Raw genomic sequence first — 19717 nt, 5'->3', positions numbered from 1 at the left:
TTCGCCTTTGATGTTCGCGTAGGAGATGTCACCTTCCACGCCAAGCACGAAGCCGCCATCGCCTCACGCATCATCGCCAACTACACGGCCGGCATCAAGGACGAGGCCGAATTAGTTTCTTTGTCCAAACAGTCGTTGGGCAGGTAAGGCGGCGCGGCCGGAACCTTTGCCATCAATAGAACTTATTGCAGATGAGCAGACGTGGGATCGATTTTCTCAACGAATGGATCGCGGAGCATCTGCCGGACGCCTTCACCGACGATCCGTCTGCAATCACCGATCTTGCCGACCAGATGATGACCGCGGCTGAAAGGCAGGGGCTATCTCGACAGGATATTTCCGAGGAGGTCGGCAGCGTGTTCCAGGTCATTCTCGAAGCGATGCAAAATCGATCTGGAGGAAGATACTACAGCAGCCGCTGGGGCTAATATCGCCGTTCCCAAAAAGGACCAGGAGCGCATCACCTACGCGTGGATGTACTGCTCACAGGTCCGCAAGGACGGGAAGGAAAGGGTCGTGCCAGAGTACTGGCAGGAACTCTCAGACGTTTGGCTGCAAGGCTTCGATGGGCGAGCCGGTAGCCGGTGGCGGCAAGATCAAGGCGGTAGGCGAACGGATGGAAGCGGAGGTGGACGAAACCGGAGTCGACAATCTGCCTACTGAGATTTGGTGCACTCGCTTTCAATCAACGCCAAATTTTCTGACTATGTCTAAGTTTATAGACACGAACTTTAGCTCGCTCTAATGAGAGCCATGCGCTTTCCTGGGGGTGTTGGGCACGGGGCGAGGCCGTCGTTCGTGGGAAACGACGGCCTATCTGCTTGATCTGCCTCTAAAACGTGCGTCCGCTCGGTCGTGAGACCTCTATCACCTTCAAGGCGGGCTAGCGACGGAGCGCCTTCGACGTTGAAAACAATTCCGACGTCCTCCAACGCTTGGCGTATTGCAGCGATATTATGGGGACGCGGTTTCCTAAAGCCGTTCTCAAAATCGCGGATCGTCATTTCGCTAAGATTAGCCTTTGCGGCAAGGCGCACTCGCGACCAGTTCAGTAGGGCTCGTGCTGCCCTTGATTGATCCGCTGAGAGTAGGTTTCGGCTGTCCATAGAACTCGAAACATCCAATATGGCTAAAATGTTCCGGAACATTTTAGGGCGAGCTAATTGACTCGCAGTTATGCAGGTCAGTGCATGCGTCTCAAGTTCATCAAGCCCATGGAACCCGATCTGGTCGACACGCCGCCACAGGGCGATGAATGGCTGCATGAGATCAAGTTCGATGGCTACCGCACCCAGCTTATCAAGGATGAAGATGGCATTCGGCTGATCACCAAGAACGGCTATGATTGGACGTCCCGCTATATCCATCTTGCCGAAGAGGCGGAGGCGATCGAGGCTCAAAGCTTCATCATCGATGGCGAGGCTATCACCGTCAACGAGGCAGGCCTGTCCGACTTCCACGCCCTGCAATTAGCCATGACCAGGCGTAAGCCGTCGCGAGACCTGTATTTGGTAGCATTCGATATCCTGCACCTGAACGGGCATGATTTGCGCAACGTGCCGGTGGACGGCCGTCGCAAGATCCTACAGGAGATGATCCCGTTCGTCGGCCGCATCCAGTTTAGCAAGGCGATGCCTGGCACCGGCGACGCCGTCTATCGCCTGGTCGAGAAAGCAGGGCTGGAGGGCATGGTCTCGAAGCGCAAGGACAGCACCTATCTTAGCGGGCCGACGATGAACTGGCGCAAGATCAAGTGCTATGCCGAAAAGGAAATGGACATCATCGGCGTGCAGCGCGAAGCCGGCAAGCCTGCGATGGTGCTGATGGCCGACAAGGGCCGCTATGCCGGCGGCGCCTTCGTCACTTTCAAGGCCGACATGCGCCAGCGCCTGTGGGACCGCGTCCAAGGTAAGGTAGGCGGGCCGGCGCCTATAGGGCTCAAGAGCGACAAGGCGGAATGGCTGAAGCCCGGTCTCGTTGGTCGCGTGCGGTTCCTCAAGGGCGAGGATAAGCTGCGGCACGCGGAGCTGCTGGATTTCCGGGACAAACAATAGAAGACGCTTGCGGCCACTATCGATCTCAGGAATATAATCCTCCCGTTGCGGCGACCCTTCAATAGAGATCGCCATGCCCCTCAAGACCCTCTCCGACACCCGGGCCGCCCGCGAAACCATCTATGTGCGCGCACCCGATGTGCGGCAGGACGACCAAGCTCGATATTCAGGCGCTGATTGACCGGCTCGGGCCGGGTCATGGCTCAATGCATCAGGATCTTGTCGGGCTTTTCATCTGCTTGCATTGCAAGGCCGCCGGCCGCGACAGGCGCCCCGTGTTCTTCACATGCGTTCCAGACTACGAAGGCCTCAACGCGAAGCGCAACCGCGACTGGAAGTCAACGTTCGGAAGCGCCAAGCCAGAGACCTAGAGCTGCGGCCCAGCGGTCAGTAAGACTCGACGCTCCCATCTTGAAACAGGATCTTCTTCACCGCCACCTCGACCTTGGCCTTTTTGGTCCAGACCGCATTATACATCTTGCGATATGCGTTGTCGGGCATAAGTTCGCTGTCTTCCCAATAGAAGTACGGCGTTGCTGATGTCTGGGTGTGCGGCGCGATGGCTATGTCCATCTTCGCGTCCGTTGCAAGGACATTGTCAACAAAGGCATCCTTGATCGTGATGAATACCGAAAGCCCGGTGACTGGCTTATCGGAGGCGTTCGCAAATGACACATGCAGTTCAATCCGGGGAGTGTTTATTCCTCGGTATGTGTCGACTGCCATGACGTTGAAGAATGAGGTCGATAGCATAACGGGTGACGATTGTGTCGTGGCTGCATTGGCAGACGCCACGCTGTCATAGCAGGCCAGTCTTTCACCATCGTTTTCTATCTGGCGGCACGTCTCAACTGTTCGAGTTGACTGCGCTTCGGCTTGTGAAATTACCAATGCAGCCAGCACAGAAAATATTCTGAGCATCGCCGGTTACTCCCCACCAACGCTCTAATACTTGCGCAACTGTGGGGCGCGCGCAAGCGTCGCCACCGCAAGGGCGCGCTTGACGATCTCAGCCCCGGCAGCGACACGGCGCCGAGCCTATGGCTCGCTACATGGCCAATGTTCAGGCCTCGTCAAGCCAGAAGGCAACTCGGTCCGGGCGTCTCCGCAAGCCATGTTGAGCTGCCACTGGGATAGACCCGCCGAATTGGAAAGATCGAGGCCCTCGATACGGGTCAGAAAGAGAAAAGCGCGGTCAAAGTCTATCGGCGCGGTGAACCTCGCTCCTCGGAAGTCCGCCCGCGCGAGATTGGCAAACGAAAAGCGGCTGCCGCTGATATCGGCGTCATTGAACTGCGCTCGCCCCAATTCCGCCTTTGTGAAATCAACATTGGTCAGATTGGCGTCCTGGAAATTCGAGCGCTGCACTTCCGCGCTCGTAAACACAGCGCCCGGCGCGTCCATATGGCTGAAGTCGGTCCTGTAGGCCTCGATTTTGTCGAACCGGGCGCCTTTGGCGGTCGAGTCGGCCAGGGAAGCACGCACAAGCGTTGCCTTCTCAAAATTTGCGGCAAGGAGATTGCTGTTCCTGAGGTCTGTCGAAGTGAAATCAACACCGATCAGGTTCGCCCCGCTCAGGTCCTGTCCTTTTCTGCAAATCCGGTGCCAGCATTTTTCGTCCCGAAACGAGACAGGCTAACGCGAGCCATGCAGGATCACGAACTTGTAGAGCGGCCATGCAAGGCATGGACGCCGTGGAAGGAAGGCCCACCCGACGGCGCCATCGACAAGATTTGGTGGCCGGGCACGAGCGCTGCATTTCGCGAAACTCAACGTGACACGCTGGTTTGACGGCTCGGATCTGGTCGGGATTGAACACTGGGGTTTCCGCCGGCCGAAGTGGTAACAAGCCCAAGGACTGGCAGCCGTTGCCCGAGATCTACCGCATGGAGCGAGAGTGGGAGAAGGAAGCGGCGTTGCTGCGCTACCGGCTTCCCGCGGAAGAGCGCATGTTGGCCGCTCTGGCGCGCAGCGGGAGGCGCCTGAGCGGGCCGGACGATGCGGCGGCGTAGGACCGCGGCCGAAGACAACGCTCGCTGGTGAGGCTCTGAGGGCACCGGAACCGAATCAGGGTTCGCAGCTTCTACTGGACAAGCATGCATGAGGCGCACCTAATGTTCAGTGACAAAGAGACCCGATTGCTGGAAGTTGGGCTTTTCCTAGCGGTGCCTCTTTCCATCCTGGCCGCGGTGGTGATGGTCAGCGTGACATTCGGCTGGTTTACATGACCACACGCGGGATCAACTTCCTGGATCAATGGCTGGCCAATAACGTCCCTGAGTCGACGAAGGCAGATGTCATCTCCGTTGACGAACTCACGCACAAGCTGATCGCCAACGCCAAGGCACTGGGCATCAAGCGGTCGAGATCGACGAAGAGGTCGACAGCCTCTATCGCACGATCCTTGACGCAATTGTGCATTACGCGTCAAGATAGTGGCTGTGGGAGTTTTGGGAGAATGACGTGCCGTCAACCCGGGGCTTGAGGGTTGGGCTCGTGGGCACCGGCTTCATGGGCCGTACCCATTCTAATGCCTATCATCAGGTGCGGCGCTTTTTTCCCGAGGAAGCGGGCGCGGAATTGGTGGCGGTCTGCTCGCGCGACGAAGCCAAGGCCCGGGATTTTGCCGCCCAATGGGGTTTCGGCTCGCATGAAACCGATTGGCGCAAACTGGTCGAGCGCGACGACATAGATCTTATCGACATCGCCAGTCCGAATGACACCCATGGCGAAATAGCGATGGCCGCCGCGAAAGCCGGTAAGATGGTGGCGTGCGAAAAACCGCTCGGAACGACGCTCGCCGAGGCGCGGCGCATGGTCGAGGTGGTGGAGCGTGCGGGCGTCGCCAATATGGTCTGGTATAATTACCGGCGGGTGCCCGCGCTGGCGCTGGCCAAGCAGATGGTCGAGGAAGGGCGGCTCGGCCAGATCTTCCACAGTCGCTTCAAGTTCCTGCAGGACTGGACCATGTCGGCGGATCTGCCACAAGGGGGGCCGGGTACGTGGCGGCTCGACGCCAGCCGCTCAGGGAGCGGCGTCACGGGCGATCTGCTTGCCCACTGTATCGATGCGGCACTTTGGCTCATCGGGCCGTTTGCCGAGGTGTGCGGCATGACCGAGGTTTTCATCCGTGAACGCATGCACGCGCTGAGCGGCAAGCGTGAAGCCGTCACGGCGGAGGACGCCGGCCTTTTCCTTGCCCGGTTTGCCAACGGCTCGCTCGCAAGTTTCGAGGCGACCCGCTTCGCGCGCGGCCACAAGGCGCTTTTTACGCTGGAAGTGAACGGCGAACACGGCTCGATCGCATGGGATTTGCACGACCTCCACCGGCTTCAGTACTTCAGCCACCATGACGAAGGCGCCCTTCGCGGCTGGCGCACGATTCACGTGTCCGACAGCGACCATCCATACATGAAGGCCTGGTGGGTGCCGGGCCTCCAGATCGGGTACGACCACACATTCGTACATCAGGTCGCCGACTTCCTTCGCGGCCTTCGCACTGGAGAGAAGGTTGTGCCCAACTTTCGAGACGGCCTTGCGGCCGACGCCGTGGTGGACGCGGTGCTGCGGTCCGCCCGGTCGCGGCGGTGGGAGACCATCGAGGAGGTTGCAGCGCCGGTCAATCTGGAGGGTGTCGGCTAAGGGTCGTCGCGTAAACCGCTGCCGTCAGAGCGCGGATGAACAGGCCGTTCGGACCGATTTTCGCGAGTCGCTCGGGAAAGGGAGACAAAAGTGTCACTTCTGGAAGTCCGTGGCGTTTCGAAGAGTTTCGGGGCAATCCGCGCCCTGACGGATGTCAGCTTTACTGTGGAGTCGGGCGAGGTTGTGGGCCTGATGGGCGACAACAGCCGGCAAGTCGACGATGGTGAAGCTGATCGCCGGCAACTTCCCGCCAAACGATGGTAAGGTGCTCGTCGACGATCAGGTTTGCGATTTCCACAAGCCCATCGAGGCGCGGGCCCAGGGCATCGAAGTAGTCTACCAGGACCTTGCCTTGGCCGACAACTTGACGACCGCGCAGAACGTTTTCCTTGGGCGGGAGATCAAGAAGGGTTTCTGGCACCGGATGCCAAAAGTTAGATATCGAAGCCATACGTCTTAAACGCGGTGTCGCGTTGAGCGAACAGGTTTACCAAGTTGTGCGCGGGCTGATCGTCAGCGGCCGCATGCGGCCGGGAGAAGCTGTCATCGAGGCGACGCTCGCAGCCCGGCTCAGCGTGTCGCGCACGCCCGTGCGCGAGGCGCTTAAACGCATCAGCGACGAGGGTCTGATCGACGTCTTTGCCCAGAACGGCACATTCATCGCGCCGATCAGCCGCAGGGCGCTCGAGGAAGCCTACGTGATTCGCACGGCGCTGGAAGCGGAAAGCGCCTCACGCGCGGTGGGTCGCTTGACCACGACGGCCGCCGAAGCATTCGCCGACAACATCGCCGCGCACGAACTCGCCATTGGCGTCGTCATTTTGCCGAGGCGATCCGGCTGGACGACACCTTCCATCGTATGATCGCCGAGGTGAACGGACTGCATATGCTGTGGCGCGCCGTCGACATTTCCAAGGCGCAGATGGATCGCGGCCGGCATCTCGCCAGTACCCGAACCCGGTCTGGGTGCGGTGACGATCCGCCAGCACCGGCTGATCCTGGAAGCGATGCAGACCGGAGACGCCCCGCATGCAGCGCAATGCATGCGTGAACATTTGGCAACTTCACTCCGCAACACGCTCGAAGACTCGCGGCGAAGGCGAGTGGTGGGCACGCATGGTGGAGGTCTTCCACCATGATTGACAGGGCCATTCGCACCCGTTGCCTGTGAGTTTGCTTTCGCCGCGAGGTTCGCATGAGATTTCGGTATCCGCTTTGGGTCGGGCTCTCTTCAGCAGAAGCACACATGACCGCTTTGCGCCTCAATGTTGGCCGTTGAACCTATCATGGCCGCCGTCCAGAAGCGGACATCCGAGCGGCTAGCCGCAATGGCACTTTCGCGCCCAACAGCGGCCACTCTCCCTTGCTGGTGCACCCGCTTCTATTGGTTACAAGCATCGGAGCCTGCTGGACAGGCTGGTACGCGCGTTTACCCGGGCTGCGGCCTCGAACTCGGTGCGGGGCTTATTTGGCGTAGCGCCTTCGAAATTCGTTAGTGGTGTTGCTGTGGGGGAAGGGTTCGTCCGGGATCGGAACGCCGAGAAAGGCGCACAGATTCGGCCAGCCGTCGGCCACCTGATAGACCAGCAGGCGCGACGGCGGGAAAGCCGAGATCACTTCGGCGTTGTGGGCTTCGAGCACTTCGATAGCATGGGTTTCGTCGTCGAGACGACCGCCGAAAATCTTCGTCTCTATGACGGCCCGGCCAAAACTTTGCGGGTCGGAGGTCTCGCCCATGGTGTTGAAGATCGTGGCACGTGCGCTCCTGTACCAGTCTTTGGGGTTGCGAACGGTGAGAATGAGCTTGGCGTCGGGGAAATACTCGGCGAGTTCGCGCCAGAAATAGGCCGTCGGCCAGTCAACTGCCGACTTGTAACCGGCATAGACGACGTCCCAATCCACCGGCTCGCCGCGCCCGGCGGCGCGGATCAGGTCGCGGTGCTCGGGATTAGAATTGACGTCCTCCATGTGATGGCACGGCCCGAACCCGAGCATTTCAAGCGCCAGGTTCAGAGTGTGCGTGCCGGTGCGGCCGAACCCAGCCCCGATAACAGATAATGCCATGCAATCCTCCCGTGGCGGGAGCGGATCATAGATTGCAGAGGTTGGGAAGGGAGGATGGTACTGGCGCTCACCCTGAGAGACCAAATCGGCATATCGAGCGATACGCCGAACTCGCTCTGCCCGAACGCTGCATAGCGGGCTGGCCGGTTAACGGTCGACCACTTCGTGCTCCGGCTGCCAGATGACATTGACGACGCGACCGCCGTTGTCCGCCGCTTCGTTGAGCTTCAAGTGCAGAGCCTTCGCGTCATTCGGACACGGCTCGACGGCATAGCGCAGTGGCATGTGAGATCCCTTTCCACGCCGAATAGATTCCACAACTGGCCTTGACGTTCAAGGAATTTGTTCCTTTTCTGTTCTCATGGCGCATGAACCGATCGACACGCTGGGCAAGGCAACCCGGCACAACATGCTTGTGAAGGCGGAGTGCACCTGTGGCAACGTCTTCTACTGCCGCTCGGCCGACCTGATGATGGTCTATGGCGGCGGCGTTGACCCGTTGCGCCTGAAGTTCGACTGCAGTCGATGCAAGCCGAATATCAAGATCACGCTTCTGGAGGTTCACCCTGAACATCTGCCAAAGCGCCTGGTCATTCACAAGCCGATGAAGGTCGGCGGCAAAATCGTTTGGCACACCGAGAGGTTTCGCGGTTGACCAAGGGCGGGACCTATCAATCGCTGATCGATGAAAAGATGAAGGTGACGGCGCGCTGCCACAACCCGGCCTGCCATCATAAGCAAGTGCTCGACCTGGTGAAGCCCCGCGACCGATTCGGCCCAGATGCGCCAGCAATGGAATGGGACATTCGGCCGAAGCTTCGTTGCAAGAAATGCAACGGGAATGATGTCGGCCTAATTTACACCCCAGACACCAGCCCGACCGCCTACGGCAAAGCCAAAGGTGGATGATGGCCGACAAGCCTGTAACAACCTACATCGTGAGCGTGTTCGAAAAGCCATCCTGGCGGACAGTGCTGACCACCAAGGACAAGCAGAAAGCGTTCGATATGGCCAAGGAGATCGGCGACAAGGTGCGGATCGAGACGATCACGCCGAAGCCGAAGAAGCGGTAGAGGCCCGCCAGGCGACGCAATGGAACATTAGATGTTTCTAATAGTTCTTTAATCAGCAGGGGCAAACCAACACCCCAAGCGTGATTAATTGCGATCGCACTCAAACCGGGAGAAATATCATGCAACGGCTTATGTTAACATCAATTCTAATCGCTTTGTCGGCTGGCCTGTCGTTGTCACAAGCTGCCACGCCCGTTCAACATAAACACGGTATCAGAACGAATTATGGTGCGGCCGGCGGCATGAAGCTTGACCCCACCATAACGGGCGGCACATCGAAACCGAATGCGGCAAAAGATTGTGCCACCGGCCAGCAGACCGGCAGTGCACAGACCTTGGCGCCTGGTCAGGCGACAGACGACGCGAAGGGCGCCGCCCCTGGCCAGATGGACAAGACAGCTGCGCGCTGTTGAAACCATCGCCGCGCGCTCGGTAATGGAAAAGCATGCCGCCTATTGGAGCGTCGTGCGGGATGTCACCGGGAAGGAAGTCGGAGCCATCCAGTGGAACACAATAGCACCGGTGCGACCGCCTAGCGCTTAGCCATACGGGGTTCAAAGAGAGGCGTGATGGTTCGAGCGTCTTTGATCATCCTCGCGGCCTCCTCTCTGGTGAGGCCGAACTTGCGGGCATAGTATTCAGCCTCGGTAGCTCGTTCGCTATCGGCTGGCGGTTCGATCTTGCGCTTTTGCTTAGCCTTCTTGCCCACGACGCGAATCATAACACATCCGCGTGATTACCTCTACTTGACCGCCATTCCCCTACGGCTGTAGCGCGCATGCCGTGCGTCTTTGTGCCCTGCGACATTGGGCACTCAGTCTCATTTAAGGGACTGCTAATGTCCGATAGAATGCCTTCAGAACGGGTTTTGTTAGTTCCCGTGTGGCCGGTGCAGTTGGTTGGGGTACTGCGCCGGCCTATTCGGTAGCGCCTGGGTGGCGCGCGGACGGCGGGTTTCACTGTTGTCTCACCGGGCAATATCGCGTCGGCCATTTTTGGCCGGCTCTGTCGTCCAGATAAATCGGATAAAAAGGCCGGCGCCCTCGCTGGGAGCTTGCCTGAATGGCGCCGGCCGGACGGTCCCTTCTCAGGTCCGCCGCGCCTCAGACATAGCTGAGTCTTTCCGTTACGTCATGTGGTCGGCGCCGGTCACCTTTGCCTCAGCGCCAGCGCGCGACCGACGGCGATGCCAATGCCGACTACACGGCCGCCGCCGGCGTTGAACCCGAGCCGCCCGCCGCTCGTTGACTTTTGCTGGATGATTCCAGCGCTCCAGAACCTGCCCGCCCGTATCCCATTTCGGGCAGGTCTTTTTCACTAAGCGGAGAAACTTTTGCCGAAGAGCCAAGTTGACGTATTAAGCTGCCGCTTTGGCAGCCCTTTATTGGGAGAAATTTCTATGAACATCAAGATGCTTACAATGGGCGCGATGGCGCTTGCGATGACGACTGGTTCGGCTCTCGCTGGCAGCGGCACCGGAACGTCGGCGCTAGACGACCCGGCAAAGATGTCGCCGTTCTTCACCGATGCCGGCATGAAAACCTTGAGGTCGGACGCGGATTTCAAGACCGCATGGATGGCCATGAAACCCGAGGAACAGAAGGCTGTGTTGAAAGACTGCGGCGATACCACGATCAACAAGTCGCATGCGGATTTCTGCGCAATGGCGAAGAAGATGGGCGGCTGAATGTAGGCCCACCCTCGAAGGCGGGACTCGGTGCCCGCCTTCGATTTGACGGCGGCTCGGCGCCCTTCTTTTGAATGGCGTGCGCTCTTTTATGAACGTGGATCCGAACCGCGACAGGATGATACTTGGGCGATAGCCTGGTGGACGTCGTACCGGGCGGCAAGCCGGCTTTAGAGTGCCTTCTACATGAGACAGGACTGTGTCCAGGTGATCGGCGGGACTAGCGGGAAAGCGCCGCGGTTGAGACAAGAAAGCCCGCGCGAGGCGGGCTTTTTGTTGTGAATTTGCTTCGTCTATGATCGAAGAGGATCGCAAGGACTCGGAGATCGAATTTGCCAAGCCTTGCTGTAGGCAACCATGAGCCCCTTTACGTTCCAGCAAGTCGCAAATTACGGGACTAGCGAACCAATAGTCTCGCGCCTGACATTGCAGGCCTTGGCGTTGAGGTTAAGCCACACAGACGACGAGGATGACGTGTTCGGAGAGATTTGGCGGTGCCAGCAGGGTTTGATGGAATGTCACCAAGCTCGCTTGAGGGTTCAGGCCAGTGTCACGTCAGGACAAGAAAAAGCGATTGCCGATCGAGGGAGGGGGATAAACGCCATTCCCTATGCGATTGGCCTTGAGACCGACGCGCAGGCCTTCCTGCTCTCCACAAAGCAGTACCTGCACGCCGTTGCCGGTTTAATCCTGCGGCTGTTCAGAACGGATGCCTTCAAACCTGATGCTGGCTCATTGTGGACGAAAGTCGAGAACGGCAAGGCGAAGATTGCTCCAGCTGTAACCTGGGCAGAAAGCGCCTTGGGTCAGGATGCGGGAATCACAAAGCTCCTCACATTTGCCGACGCTCACGTGGGCGAAGTCATTAAGTGGCGAAATGCAGCCGAGCACTCCAACGACCCCAATTCCAAATCAGGCAATCTTGAGATCAAAAATTTCACAATCGAGCATAGCAGAGTTCTGCCACCCCGTTGGCGCCGCACAATCGTCGTCACCGAGGCTTTTGTGGACGTAGAGGAAAGGCTGGTTGGGTGGGAGAACTTCCTGCTCGAGTTTGGCGAGAGGGTAATTTTGGAGGGCTATCAAAGTCGCCTCCCTGCAATGATGACCATTGCCCTAATTCCACAGGCCGAAATCAATCCGGCGAATCCTTACCGCTATAGATTGGCATTGAGGGGGAGGTAAGCCTTCGCGATGTTGCCGGTGCATGTTACTATCCGTGTTGCTATCGCGATTTCCCGCAACCCTTACAAATCGTTACAAATCAAAGGCTTATGTTGCTAGGCGTTACGCCGGTTAGCAACACGGTTTTGATCGATTTTGGTAGCTAAGTGATTGATTTTGTTTGGCTGGGGTTCCTGGAAGCTTTTCGAACTTTCTGCGTCGCGCGTCAGCCCGAATTGCGGTTGCTTATGGACAAAGTGGGATACTAGATTCGGTTTTTGGATAGCTTTGAAGGCAGCGACTTCTAGCACATACGCCAGATAGCGCGTCGGCACGAACTTCCAAGCGTGCTACCTTTTTGAACGACAGCTTTGCGCCTCATTCCGGTCCTTCGCGTTCCCGGTGGTGCGTACCAGAAGCGGACATCGCGGATGCTCACGGCCAAGTGTGAGGTTGATCAATGAACGAGCAAAGCGGCCTCGTTCAGAAGACTTATCCCGACGTCGCTGCGCTAACTCAATGCTGCAAGCAGCCGTTCGGCCGCTTTTAGATCAGCAGTTTCGAAACCCTCCGTAAATTGCGCCAGCACCGGGTGCAGCAGTGCTTTTGCTTCATCACGGCGTATCTGGCTTGCCAAGAATGCCGCAAGGTCGGTGGCGGTCCGCAGTTCCCAGGCGCGTGCGCCTTGTTGGCGGCTCAGGGCCAGCGACTGGGCAAAGCACCTCTCCGCCTCATCGTAGCGCTGTTCCCGCATAGATATAAGAATGCCGCCTTTTAGGCGGAGAAGTTCCGGCATGTACAGGTCGTCACCGTTCAATTCGACTTTATGGATCGTCTGATCGATCAGCTGAATGGCATCCGTGAGTTTGCCGAGTACTCTAAGTCCTTGCGCAAGGGAGATGTTGAACTCTGTGGTCAGAACTTCATAACCGAGTGCGTGGTTCGCCTCCAACCCGGCTCGCAGACTGGCGACGCCATTCATTGCGTCGCCTCGGAGAATGGCCAACTCTCCCTTTCGCGCTTGCGCAACGGCAACAAAGGGTCCTAGCGAGTTGGATCGGGCTTGGTAGAGCATCGAATCGATGTGTTCATCAGCACTCTGCAAATCGCCGATGGTCGCGTCCCCGGACGTGGTGTAGCTCGGCGGTAGCGAAGCCGCTCGCGAGCGCGCCCTCAACAGCGCCGTAGCGAGCGAGCGGCTTTGCGGCGGTCATCGATGTTCCCCGGTAAGGTCGGGTTGCTGACACCAACCTGATTCGAAGGAACCACCGATGACCGACGACATGATGAACCTGCGCACGCTCGTGGAGAAGACCCCCGACGCCGATATCTTGCGCGAGATGATCGGCTTTGCCGCCGAGCGGCTGATGGAGCTGGAGGTGGGCGCCGCCACCGGCGCCGGCTATGGCGAGAAGAACCCGCTGCGGACGGCTCAGCGCAACGGCTATCGCGATCGCGACTGGGAGACGCGCGCCGGCACCGTCGAGCTGCGCATCCCGAAGCTGAGGAAGGGCTCCTACTTCCCCGGTTTCCTCGAACCGCGGCGCATGGCCGAGAAGGCGCTGACCGCCGTCATCCAGGAGGCCTACGTCCAGGGTATCTCGACCCGCTCGGTCGACGACCTGGTCAAGGCCATGGGCATGAGCGGCATCTCCAAGAGCCAGGTCAGCCGGCTGTGCGAAGAGATCGACGGCAAGGTCAAAGCGTTCCTTGAAAGACCCATCGAGGGCGACTGGCCATACCTGTGGATCGACGCCACCTACCTGAAGGTGCGCCGCGGCGGCCGCATCGTCTCGGTCGCCGTCATCATCGCCGTCGGCGTCAACGCGGACGGCCGGCGCGAGGTGCTGGGCATGGAGGTCGGCACGTCTGAGGCCGAGCCGATCTGGACGGAGTTCCTGCGCAAGCTGACCCGCCGCGGCCTGCGCGGCGTCAAGCTCGTCGTCTCCGATGCCCATGAAGGCATCAGGGCGGCCGTCACCAAGGTGCTGTGCGCGACATGGCAACGCTGCCGCGTCCACTTCATGAGGAACGTGCTGGCCCATGCCGGCAAGAGCGGGCGCCGTGTCGTCTCCGCCTTCATCGCCACCGCGTTTGCCCAGGAGACGCCAGAAGCCGCAAGCACGCAATGGCGTGCCGTCGCCGACCAGATCCGGCCGAAGGTGCCAAAGCTGGCGACAATCATGGACGACGCCGAGCCCGACGTGCTGGCCTACATGACCTTCCCCAGAGAGCACCGCGCCAAGCTGCATAGCACCAACCCGATCGAGCGCCTCAACGGCGAGATCAAGCGGCGCACCGAGGTCGTCGGCATCTTCCCCAACGATGACGCCATCGTCCGCCTCGTCGGCGCGCTCCTGCTCGAACAGAATGACGAATGGGCCGTGCAGCGGGCGCGCTACATGACGCTGGAAACCATCAGCCAAATGAGCGATGATCCTCTCACCAGCCTGCCAGCCGTGGCACGCTGATCATCCCGGCCCTATGCCGGAGAGCGCGGCGACCAAGCCGTCAGCTACACCACTCCCTGGGACACGATCTCGCCGATCCAAAGGAATACCGACGCAGCCCACCCTAGAACGACGACCAGCGCCGCTGGACGGTCGATACTCGCAGCGCTGTCGATCACCTGGAGCGAACGTGCTCTGGCCTGGTCCGGAAGACCTTGCAACCAGAGGGTTCGCGCTAAGGTGACGTCGCTTGGGTAGTGGCGTTCGTGGGCGAGATAAATCGTGGCGCTCCGGGCGCGCGACCAGTGATGCAAGCTGGTCTCAAGCTCGGCCCGCGCGCCCGTCAGGTCGCCCATGAGATGAAGGGATCTACCCAGGAGCGAACAAGCCTGTCCGGTAGCAGCCGAATCCTCGATGAGGTTGGCTGCGGCTCTACAACGACGAGCGTAAAGGAGAGCGGTGATGAAATCCCCGCTACGAAAATAGAAGGTTCGCAACAAACCTAAAAGTCCAACTTGGCTGATGAGGTCACCGCACTCCTCAGCGATCGTGACACTTCTCTCCAATGCCGCGAGCGCCGCATCACTTTTTCCGCGCATCATCATCAGCGATGTCCCGAAGACGGCCTGAAGATGCATTTCCTCCGGGCTGCCCTGTGCGGCATCGTCGAGAACGACAAGCGCACGTTCCGTCCAGTTATGACACTCGGGGAACAGCGACATAGCCAGAAACGCCGGCCCTGCAGCCGAAGCAAGGGCGATCCCAGTTCTCACATTGCCGCCTTCGCCAAAGCACCAGTTCAACGCCGCCCGAGCATTGTTGAGAGCAGCAAGGTGTGGAGCACGCTCCGTCCAATTGGTCAGCGTCGCCCACTCGGTGCCGCTCTGCTCCAGCCAGCGCTGATAATAAACCGCGTGGCGAACGGCCAGACCGGCAAGTTCGGTGGAGTCTACTCCACTTTCGATAACATAGGCGCGCGTCGTATCTAGAAGTCGATAGCGCATCATCGCGCCCAGTTGATGGGTAGCGACCAAAGACTTTCCAACAAGGCTATCGATCGCGTTGAAGACTGTAGATCGATCAAGGTCGACGCCTACGGCGACCTCGAGCGCCGCATCGAGCGTGAAATGCCCGACGAAAACCGCAAGGCGGCGCAGCACTCTACGTTCCGACGAAGACAGTAGCGCATAGCTCCAGTCGAGCGTGGCTTGCAGTGTCTTCTGGCGTGCAGGCGCCGTGCGCGACCCTAGCCAGCCCAGCGCTAGATGCTGGTCGAGAAGCGTGTCGATCTGTGGCAGGCCAAAGGTCTCCACACGTCTGGCAGCGAGTTCAAGTGCAAGCGCCACGCCGTCCAGCTTTCGGCAGATGCTTGCAACGATGCGCGCGTCCGTATCGCTTATGTCGGGGCCAATGCCGCTGGCCGCCGCGCGCTCCATGAACAACTGCGTTGCCGGAAACGACAGTAGGGCCACGGTCGCAATCTGTGGGTCGTCCGGCGGACACGGCAGGGCGTCTAGCTTGTAGACGTGCTCCCCGTCGATGCGAAGAGCTTCGCGGCTTGTGACTAGGATGTGAACCTGCGGCGCAAACTCAAGAATGATCGCCGCGAGCTTAGCGACCGCGTCTATCAAATGCTCGCAGGTATCGAGGATCAGCAGAACTCGTTTGTCACGCAAATACGCGATCAGGTTCGGCTGGATATCGTCGGAGCCGACGGCCAGCCCCAGCATGGACGCGACAGCGGGCGCGACGAGACCTGGATCGCTCAGCATACCGAAATCGACGAAAAGCACGGCCCCGCTGAAGTCGTGGTTTAAATGATGTCCTACCGCGATCGCCACTGTTGTCTTGCCGATCCCGCCAGCACCGACGATGGCGACAATACGCGAGGCGGCGAGTTGGGCCGATAGATTGAGAACATCTCGCTCCCGACCCACAGTCCGACTCTGACGGTTTGGAAGATTGGCGTGCCGAAATTCGGCGGCAAGTGTCTCGCCCGACGTACTAGGGCGCGAGATCGGCGCCACGAAGCAGTAGCCGCGACCTGGCAGGGTCACGATGTATCGCGCGCCGTCCTTTCCATCGCCTAGTACCTTGCGGAGGGCGTTCATGTGGAACCGCAAACTGCCTTCTTCGACGACAACGTCTGGCCAAACGCGCGCCAGCAAATCTTTCTTGCTTACGACTTCGTTCGAGGAGGCGATGAGCACAATCAACAGGTCGAGCGCACGCGCACCCAATTCTATTGGCGCACGTTCTTTCGTGAGAAGCCTTTCGCTCACGAGCAAATTGAAAGGACCGAACGACAATCCTTCCTGATTTTGATTTGAGGTTCCCTCCACCGCACCTACCCAGCGCCCAGGCCGGGCGCATTCCCACATGCTTGAAAAGAAAGACCTGTCAGCTGCTAACAGCCGCTAACAACGCATAACGGGCGACTTCCGCCTCTTGGGCTTAGCTGTTGCCCAGCATGAGAAGTGCGACCAGCAAACCACCAAATCCTGGGGAGAGCAATCGTGACTCCCGAGACGCTCGAAGTAATCGACCGTGATCACAGTCGAAATTCTGCCCAAGCTGTGCTCCTGCGACGATGTCATCGGCCCCTTCACTGCACGCTGGCTTGTGGCCTCTCAGAACTTGGTCGGCCGCGAATGCCGGAGTCCGCTCAGACCGTGTACAGGCATTCGCCTTGCGGGATAAAACACTGAAGAGCGCACACCATGACGCAGGGCCCAAGAGTTCTGTATACGGCCAAAATTCGCACCACGGGGGTGCGCCATAGTGGCGTCTCGCGCAGTTTGGATGGCGTTCTCGACATCAGGCTTTCTATTCCTGGCTCCTCAGGCATAGGAGCAAATCCGGAGCAACTGATTGCGTCAGGATGGTCCTCGTCCCTCGTAAGATCCATCACGCTTGCGGCCGTCAAAAACGGTGTAGTGCTACCGACCGGCGTTAGCATCGACGCGGAAATCGATCTGTGCATAGCGAACGAAAAACACTTTCTGCGGGCTCGTTTCGATTTCTCCCTGTTGGGGCTGGAGCGAAGCGCTGGCCTGATCCTGGCGAATGAAGCGTTCGAATCGTGCCCATATTCGAAAGCCGTTCACGGCAATATTGACGTCACGATTACGCTGACCCAAGAGGTTGATTGAGATGGTTGCGAGGCTCTATGCAGTCGTAGGTTCAAATTGCTTGGAAAAAGCGAGGCCATTCTACGATCGCTATTCGGGTCGACCGGGATCAAGCCGTTGCTCGAACATCCCACGGGTGGTCGCTATTATGGCAAGGACGGTACCTTGTTCTTCGGGGTGCTTGGCCCACACAACAAACACCCCGCCACGGTAGCCAATGGAAGCATGATCTCGTTTTGCTTTGATACTCCCGCAGAAGTGGATGCCTTTTATCAAAAGGCTATCGAGCTTGGCGCCACCGATGAAGGCGCTCCCGGCTATCGTGGCCCGACCTACTATATGTCGTATTTCCGCGACCTCGACGGAAACAAACTATGCGCGAATTGCATCGGCTAGTGTCGCGTCGACTAGGCCGGGCAGAGGCCGACCTCGCGCAGACGCCGTTTTAACGATCATCCATTGCCTCTAGTAAGAGCCTTCGGGGCCGAGCGCCAAGCGCTGACCCCGAATGGCTGCTCAGACCAAAGTTGTCGTGACGTTGATATTGCCGTGGGTCATCTTGGAGTAGGGACAAATGCTATGTGCTGCCGTGAGTAATTCACGTGCGACGAGGGGATCGACTCCAGGTACGCTGACGTTCAGGCGCGCACGCAGAAAATAGTCGCCCTCGCTGGAGTTCAAACCGATCTCGGCCTCGACGGCCGTGCCAAAGGGAAGTTGGAGTTTTCGTTGTGACGCGGCGACTTCGATTGCACCCATGTAACAGGCAGACCACGCTGCCCCGAATAGGTTTTCAGCAGCGGGATGAGGTTGTTTGAGCTTGAGGTCGAGTAAACCGTCGCTGCTGCGTGCGCTGCCATCAAGCCCGTTGGTGTTGTGGGTTTTGCCTGTGAAAGGAGTCTTCTCAGCCATAACGAGATCCTTTGTCGCTTGCGACAAATGCCAACCCATAGGGCTGTGGCATTTGCAGCGGATTGAAGAGTTGGAGGTGTGGACGGCGCATGTATCGGCGCCGTCCCTGATCTTTCAGGCTTGGCGCAGTGGCCGGAACGCCGCCCTTAGATCTTCCGAGATGAGACGAGGCTGCTCCCAGGCAGCGAAGTGCCCGCCAACGTCGTGCTTCTTGTAATATATCAGCTTTTGATACGCCTGCTCGCTCCAGCTTCTTGGCGCCTGGTAAAGTTCGTCTGGGAAAGCGCTCACGGCCACCGGGATGGCGACCCCTTTGACATTGAAATATCCCTTGCCCCAGTACTCCCAGTAGAGCCGGGCGCCTGACACAGCCGTGTTCGTCAGCCAGGTGATTGTGATGTTGTCGAGGACGTCGTCGCGGGACAGACCAGCAGGCTTCCCATCAAAGACACTCGCGATGAGCGCATAGCTTCGGGCATCATGGTCGAGGAAATAGGCTGCCAGGCCGATAGGCGAGTCCGCAATTCCGTACATCGTCTGCGGACGTAGCCCCATCTGGAACCCATACGCGATCCCTTTTTGATAGGCGAATTGCAGACGGTCGTAGGCAGCTTTCTCGTCGTCGGAGAGGTTGGAGGGCGCGGGGGATCCGGAAAAGGCCGCCGCATCAATTTCGGCCGGAAAGATACCAGGCATGTTGCTGTGGATGCCGAGCAGTTCCGGTGCCGCGTGTACACCCATAAGGTCAACGACCACGGCCCCCCAATCGCCGCCTTGCGCCACGAATTTATTGTAGCCAAGGCGTTTCATCAAAACGACCCAGGCACGTGCAATGTGGTCGGGGCCCCAGCCTGTTGTGGTGGGTTTCCCGGAAAAGCCGTAACCCGGCATCGATGGGATAACCACGTCAAATGCGTCTGCTGCGGTACCGCCGTACTCTGTAGGGTCTGTGAGCGGACCGATGATTTTGAGCTGTTCCACAATGGAGCCTGGCCAACCATGGGTGACGATCACCGGTAAGGCATTGTCGTGCTTGGAACGTACATGAATGAAGTGGATGTCTAGCCCATCGATCTCTGTCACGAAGTTGGGCAGAGCTGCCAGCTTTGCCTCACACCTGGACCAGTCGTATTCAGACGCCCAATAGCGGGCGAGCTTTTGCATCGTCGCGAGCTGAACACCTTGTGTAGCGTCGGCGACCGTCTCGCGTTCCGGCCACTGGGTCGCGGCAATGCGCCGACGAAGTTCAGCTATTTTTTCTTCCGGTGCCTTGAAAGTGAATGGGCGGATCGAAACGTCTCCACCTGCAGATCGAGCTGCCTCCGGCAATATTGCAATTGCGCTAACTGCACCGGCCGCAACAATGATGTCACGACGCGATGGCGACGAGAGATTTGCAGACATAGTTATCCTCCATTTGTTGAACGATGTTCGGACGCGGCCTGGTGTGACCGCAGACAACGTTCGCTCAAAAAGGAGAGATCGCGCGAGTTATGCGTTGTTAACATTTGTTAGTTGGTTGGCGGTGCGTCTGTCGTAG

General features: G+C 58.8%; 23 protein-coding genes and 3 pseudogenes. 17 read left to right on the top strand and 9 right to left on the bottom strand.

What is annotated here, in order from left to right:
• The first annotated feature begins 191 nt into the window (after positions 1-191).
• Positions 192-428, top strand: coding sequence for a hypothetical protein (locus AC56QX_RS34280; RefSeq protein ID WP_497112950.1), 237 nt, complete (start codon positions 192-194; stop codon positions 426-428).
• Positions 429-731: 303 nt separating this feature from the next.
• On the opposite strand, the gene AC56QX_RS34275 is transcribed toward AC56QX_RS34280, so the two are convergent.
• On the bottom strand, positions 732-1106 hold the full coding sequence (locus tag AC56QX_RS34275) for a helix-turn-helix domain-containing protein (protein WP_497112949.1): 375 nt from the start codon (positions 1104-1106) through the stop codon (positions 732-734).
• 84 nt (positions 1107-1190) lie between these two features.
• Here AC56QX_RS34275 and AC56QX_RS34270 point away from each other — a divergent pair, with 84 nt between their 5' ends.
• On the top strand, positions 1191-2054 hold the full coding sequence (locus tag AC56QX_RS34270) for an ATP-dependent DNA ligase (protein WP_497112948.1): 864 nt from the start codon (positions 1191-1193) through the stop codon (positions 2052-2054).
• A gap of 387 nt (positions 2055-2441) precedes the next feature.
• Here the strand turns inward: AC56QX_RS34270 and AC56QX_RS34265 are convergent, their stop codons facing one another.
• Positions 2442-2975, bottom strand: a complete 534-nt coding sequence (locus tag AC56QX_RS34265) for a hypothetical protein (protein ID WP_497112947.1) — start codon at positions 2973-2975, stop codon at positions 2442-2444.
• A gap of 117 nt (positions 2976-3092) precedes the next feature.
• Positions 3093-3644, bottom strand: a pseudogene (locus AC56QX_RS34260) (pentapeptide repeat-containing protein); the annotation flags it as partial.
• A 221-nt stretch (positions 3645-3865) separates the two neighbouring features.
• Between AC56QX_RS34260 and AC56QX_RS34255 the strand changes: the two are divergent.
• From AC56QX_RS34255 to AC56QX_RS34230, 6 genes and pseudogenes are all read left to right on the top strand, one after another.
• A complete protein-coding gene (locus tag AC56QX_RS34255; protein ID WP_497112946.1) occupies positions 3866-4066 on the top strand; it encodes a hypothetical protein in 201 nt (66 codons plus the stop codon).
• Positions 4067-4278: 212 nt separating this feature from the next.
• Positions 4279-4490 (top strand): annotated as a pseudogene (locus AC56QX_RS34250) (DUF768 domain-containing protein).
• 60 nt (positions 4491-4550) lie between these two features.
• The gene (locus tag AC56QX_RS34245; RefSeq protein WP_497112945.1) at positions 4551-5696 is read left to right on the top strand and encodes a Gfo/Idh/MocA family protein; all 1146 of its coding nucleotides are present in this window, start codon (positions 4551-4553) and stop codon (positions 5694-5696) included.
• A gap of 90 nt (positions 5697-5786) precedes the next feature.
• Positions 5787-6114: pseudogene (locus tag AC56QX_RS34240) on the top strand (ATP-binding cassette domain-containing protein); the annotation flags it as partial.
• A 55-nt stretch (positions 6115-6169) separates the two neighbouring features.
• On the top strand, positions 6170-6559 hold the full coding sequence (locus AC56QX_RS34235) for a GntR family transcriptional regulator (RefSeq protein ID WP_497112944.1): 390 nt from the start codon (positions 6170-6172) through the stop codon (positions 6557-6559).
• A 108-nt stretch (positions 6560-6667) separates the two neighbouring features.
• Positions 6668-6835 (top strand): FCD domain-containing protein, encoded by a 168-nt coding sequence (locus tag AC56QX_RS34230; RefSeq protein ID WP_497112943.1) that lies wholly within the window; start codon positions 6668-6670, stop codon positions 6833-6835.
• A 325-nt stretch (positions 6836-7160) separates the two neighbouring features.
• Here the strand turns inward: AC56QX_RS34230 and AC56QX_RS34225 are convergent, their stop codons facing one another.
• The gene (locus AC56QX_RS34225) at positions 7161-7760 is read right to left on the bottom strand and encodes a sulfotransferase family protein (RefSeq protein WP_497112942.1); all 600 of its coding nucleotides are present in this window, start codon (positions 7758-7760) and stop codon (positions 7161-7163) included.
• A 147-nt stretch (positions 7761-7907) separates the two neighbouring features.
• Positions 7908-8045 carry a hypothetical protein gene (locus tag AC56QX_RS34220; RefSeq protein WP_497112941.1) on the bottom strand — a complete coding sequence of 46 codons (138 nt, stop codon included), beginning with the start codon at positions 8043-8045 and terminating at the stop codon, positions 7908-7910.
• Between the two features lie 124 nt (positions 8046-8169).
• On the opposite strand from AC56QX_RS34220, the gene AC56QX_RS34215 reads away from it, so the two are divergent.
• The 6 genes from AC56QX_RS34215 (at position 8170) to AC56QX_RS34190 (ending at position 11705) form a co-directional block, all read left to right on the top strand.
• Positions 8170-8415 (top strand): hypothetical protein, encoded by a 246-nt coding sequence (locus AC56QX_RS34215; RefSeq protein ID WP_497112940.1) that lies wholly within the window; start codon positions 8170-8172, stop codon positions 8413-8415.
• Entirely contained in the window at positions 8412-8669 is a 258-nt protein-coding gene (locus AC56QX_RS34210) for a hypothetical protein (protein WP_497112939.1), read from the top strand. The genes AC56QX_RS34215 and AC56QX_RS34210 overlap by 4 nt, the downstream gene beginning before the upstream one ends.
• Entirely contained in the window at positions 8669-8833 is a 165-nt protein-coding gene (locus tag AC56QX_RS34205; RefSeq protein WP_497112938.1) for a hypothetical protein, read from the top strand. The genes AC56QX_RS34210 and AC56QX_RS34205 overlap by 1 nt, the downstream gene beginning before the upstream one ends.
• A gap of 119 nt (positions 8834-8952) precedes the next feature.
• Positions 8953-9246 carry a hypothetical protein gene (locus tag AC56QX_RS34200; RefSeq protein WP_497112937.1) on the top strand — a complete coding sequence of 98 codons (294 nt, stop codon included), beginning with the start codon at positions 8953-8955 and terminating at the stop codon, positions 9244-9246.
• Positions 9247-10232: 986 nt separating this feature from the next.
• On the top strand, positions 10233-10520 hold the full coding sequence (locus AC56QX_RS34195; RefSeq protein ID WP_497118043.1) for a hypothetical protein: 288 nt from the start codon (positions 10233-10235) through the stop codon (positions 10518-10520).
• 357 nt (positions 10521-10877) lie between these two features.
• On the top strand, positions 10878-11705 hold the full coding sequence (locus tag AC56QX_RS34190; RefSeq protein WP_497112936.1) for a hypothetical protein: 828 nt from the start codon (positions 10878-10880) through the stop codon (positions 11703-11705).
• Positions 11706-12195: 490 nt separating this feature from the next.
• Here the strand turns inward: AC56QX_RS34190 and AC56QX_RS34185 are convergent, their stop codons facing one another.
• The gene (locus tag AC56QX_RS34185) at positions 12196-12666 is read right to left on the bottom strand and encodes a hypothetical protein (protein WP_497112935.1); all 471 of its coding nucleotides are present in this window, start codon (positions 12664-12666) and stop codon (positions 12196-12198) included.
• A 289-nt stretch (positions 12667-12955) separates the two neighbouring features.
• Between AC56QX_RS34185 and AC56QX_RS34180 the strand changes: the two genes are divergently transcribed.
• Positions 12956-14155 carry an IS256 family transposase gene (locus AC56QX_RS34180; protein WP_497112602.1) on the top strand — a complete coding sequence of 400 codons (1200 nt, stop codon included), beginning with the start codon at positions 12956-12958 and terminating at the stop codon, positions 14153-14155.
• A gap of 44 nt (positions 14156-14199) precedes the next feature.
• On the opposite strand, the gene AC56QX_RS34175 is transcribed toward AC56QX_RS34180, so the two are convergent.
• Positions 14200-16476, bottom strand: coding sequence for an ATP-binding protein (locus tag AC56QX_RS34175; protein WP_497112934.1), 2277 nt, complete (start codon positions 16474-16476; stop codon positions 14200-14202).
• A 378-nt stretch (positions 16477-16854) separates the two neighbouring features.
• On the opposite strand from AC56QX_RS34175, the gene AC56QX_RS34170 reads away from it, so the two are divergent.
• Together AC56QX_RS34170 and AC56QX_RS34165 are read left to right on the top strand one after the other, a co-directional pair.
• A complete protein-coding gene (locus tag AC56QX_RS34170; RefSeq protein WP_497112933.1) occupies positions 16855-17286 on the top strand; it encodes an Ohr family peroxiredoxin in 432 nt (143 codons plus the stop codon).
• 96 nt (positions 17287-17382) lie between these two features.
• A complete protein-coding gene (locus AC56QX_RS34165; protein ID WP_497112932.1) occupies positions 17383-17661 on the top strand; it encodes a VOC family protein in 279 nt (92 codons plus the stop codon).
• A gap of 120 nt (positions 17662-17781) precedes the next feature.
• On the opposite strand, the gene AC56QX_RS34160 is transcribed toward AC56QX_RS34165, so the two are convergent.
• Complete coding sequence (locus AC56QX_RS34160) at positions 17782-18177, bottom strand: Ohr family peroxiredoxin (protein ID WP_497112931.1); 396 nt, start codon at positions 18175-18177, stop codon at positions 17782-17784.
• Between the two features lie 114 nt (positions 18178-18291).
• Positions 18292-19581: an epoxide hydrolase family protein gene (locus AC56QX_RS34155; RefSeq protein WP_497112930.1), complete on the bottom strand. Its 1290-nt coding sequence runs from the start codon at positions 19579-19581 to the stop codon at positions 18292-18294.
• Positions 19582-19717: the final 136 nt, after the last annotated feature.

The sequence above is a fragment of the Mesorhizobium sp. RCAM 06353 genome (genome assembly GCF_059683585.1).
Note: the sequence above shows the minus strand (reverse complement) of the source record. Positions and strands in the feature narration are given on the sequence as shown.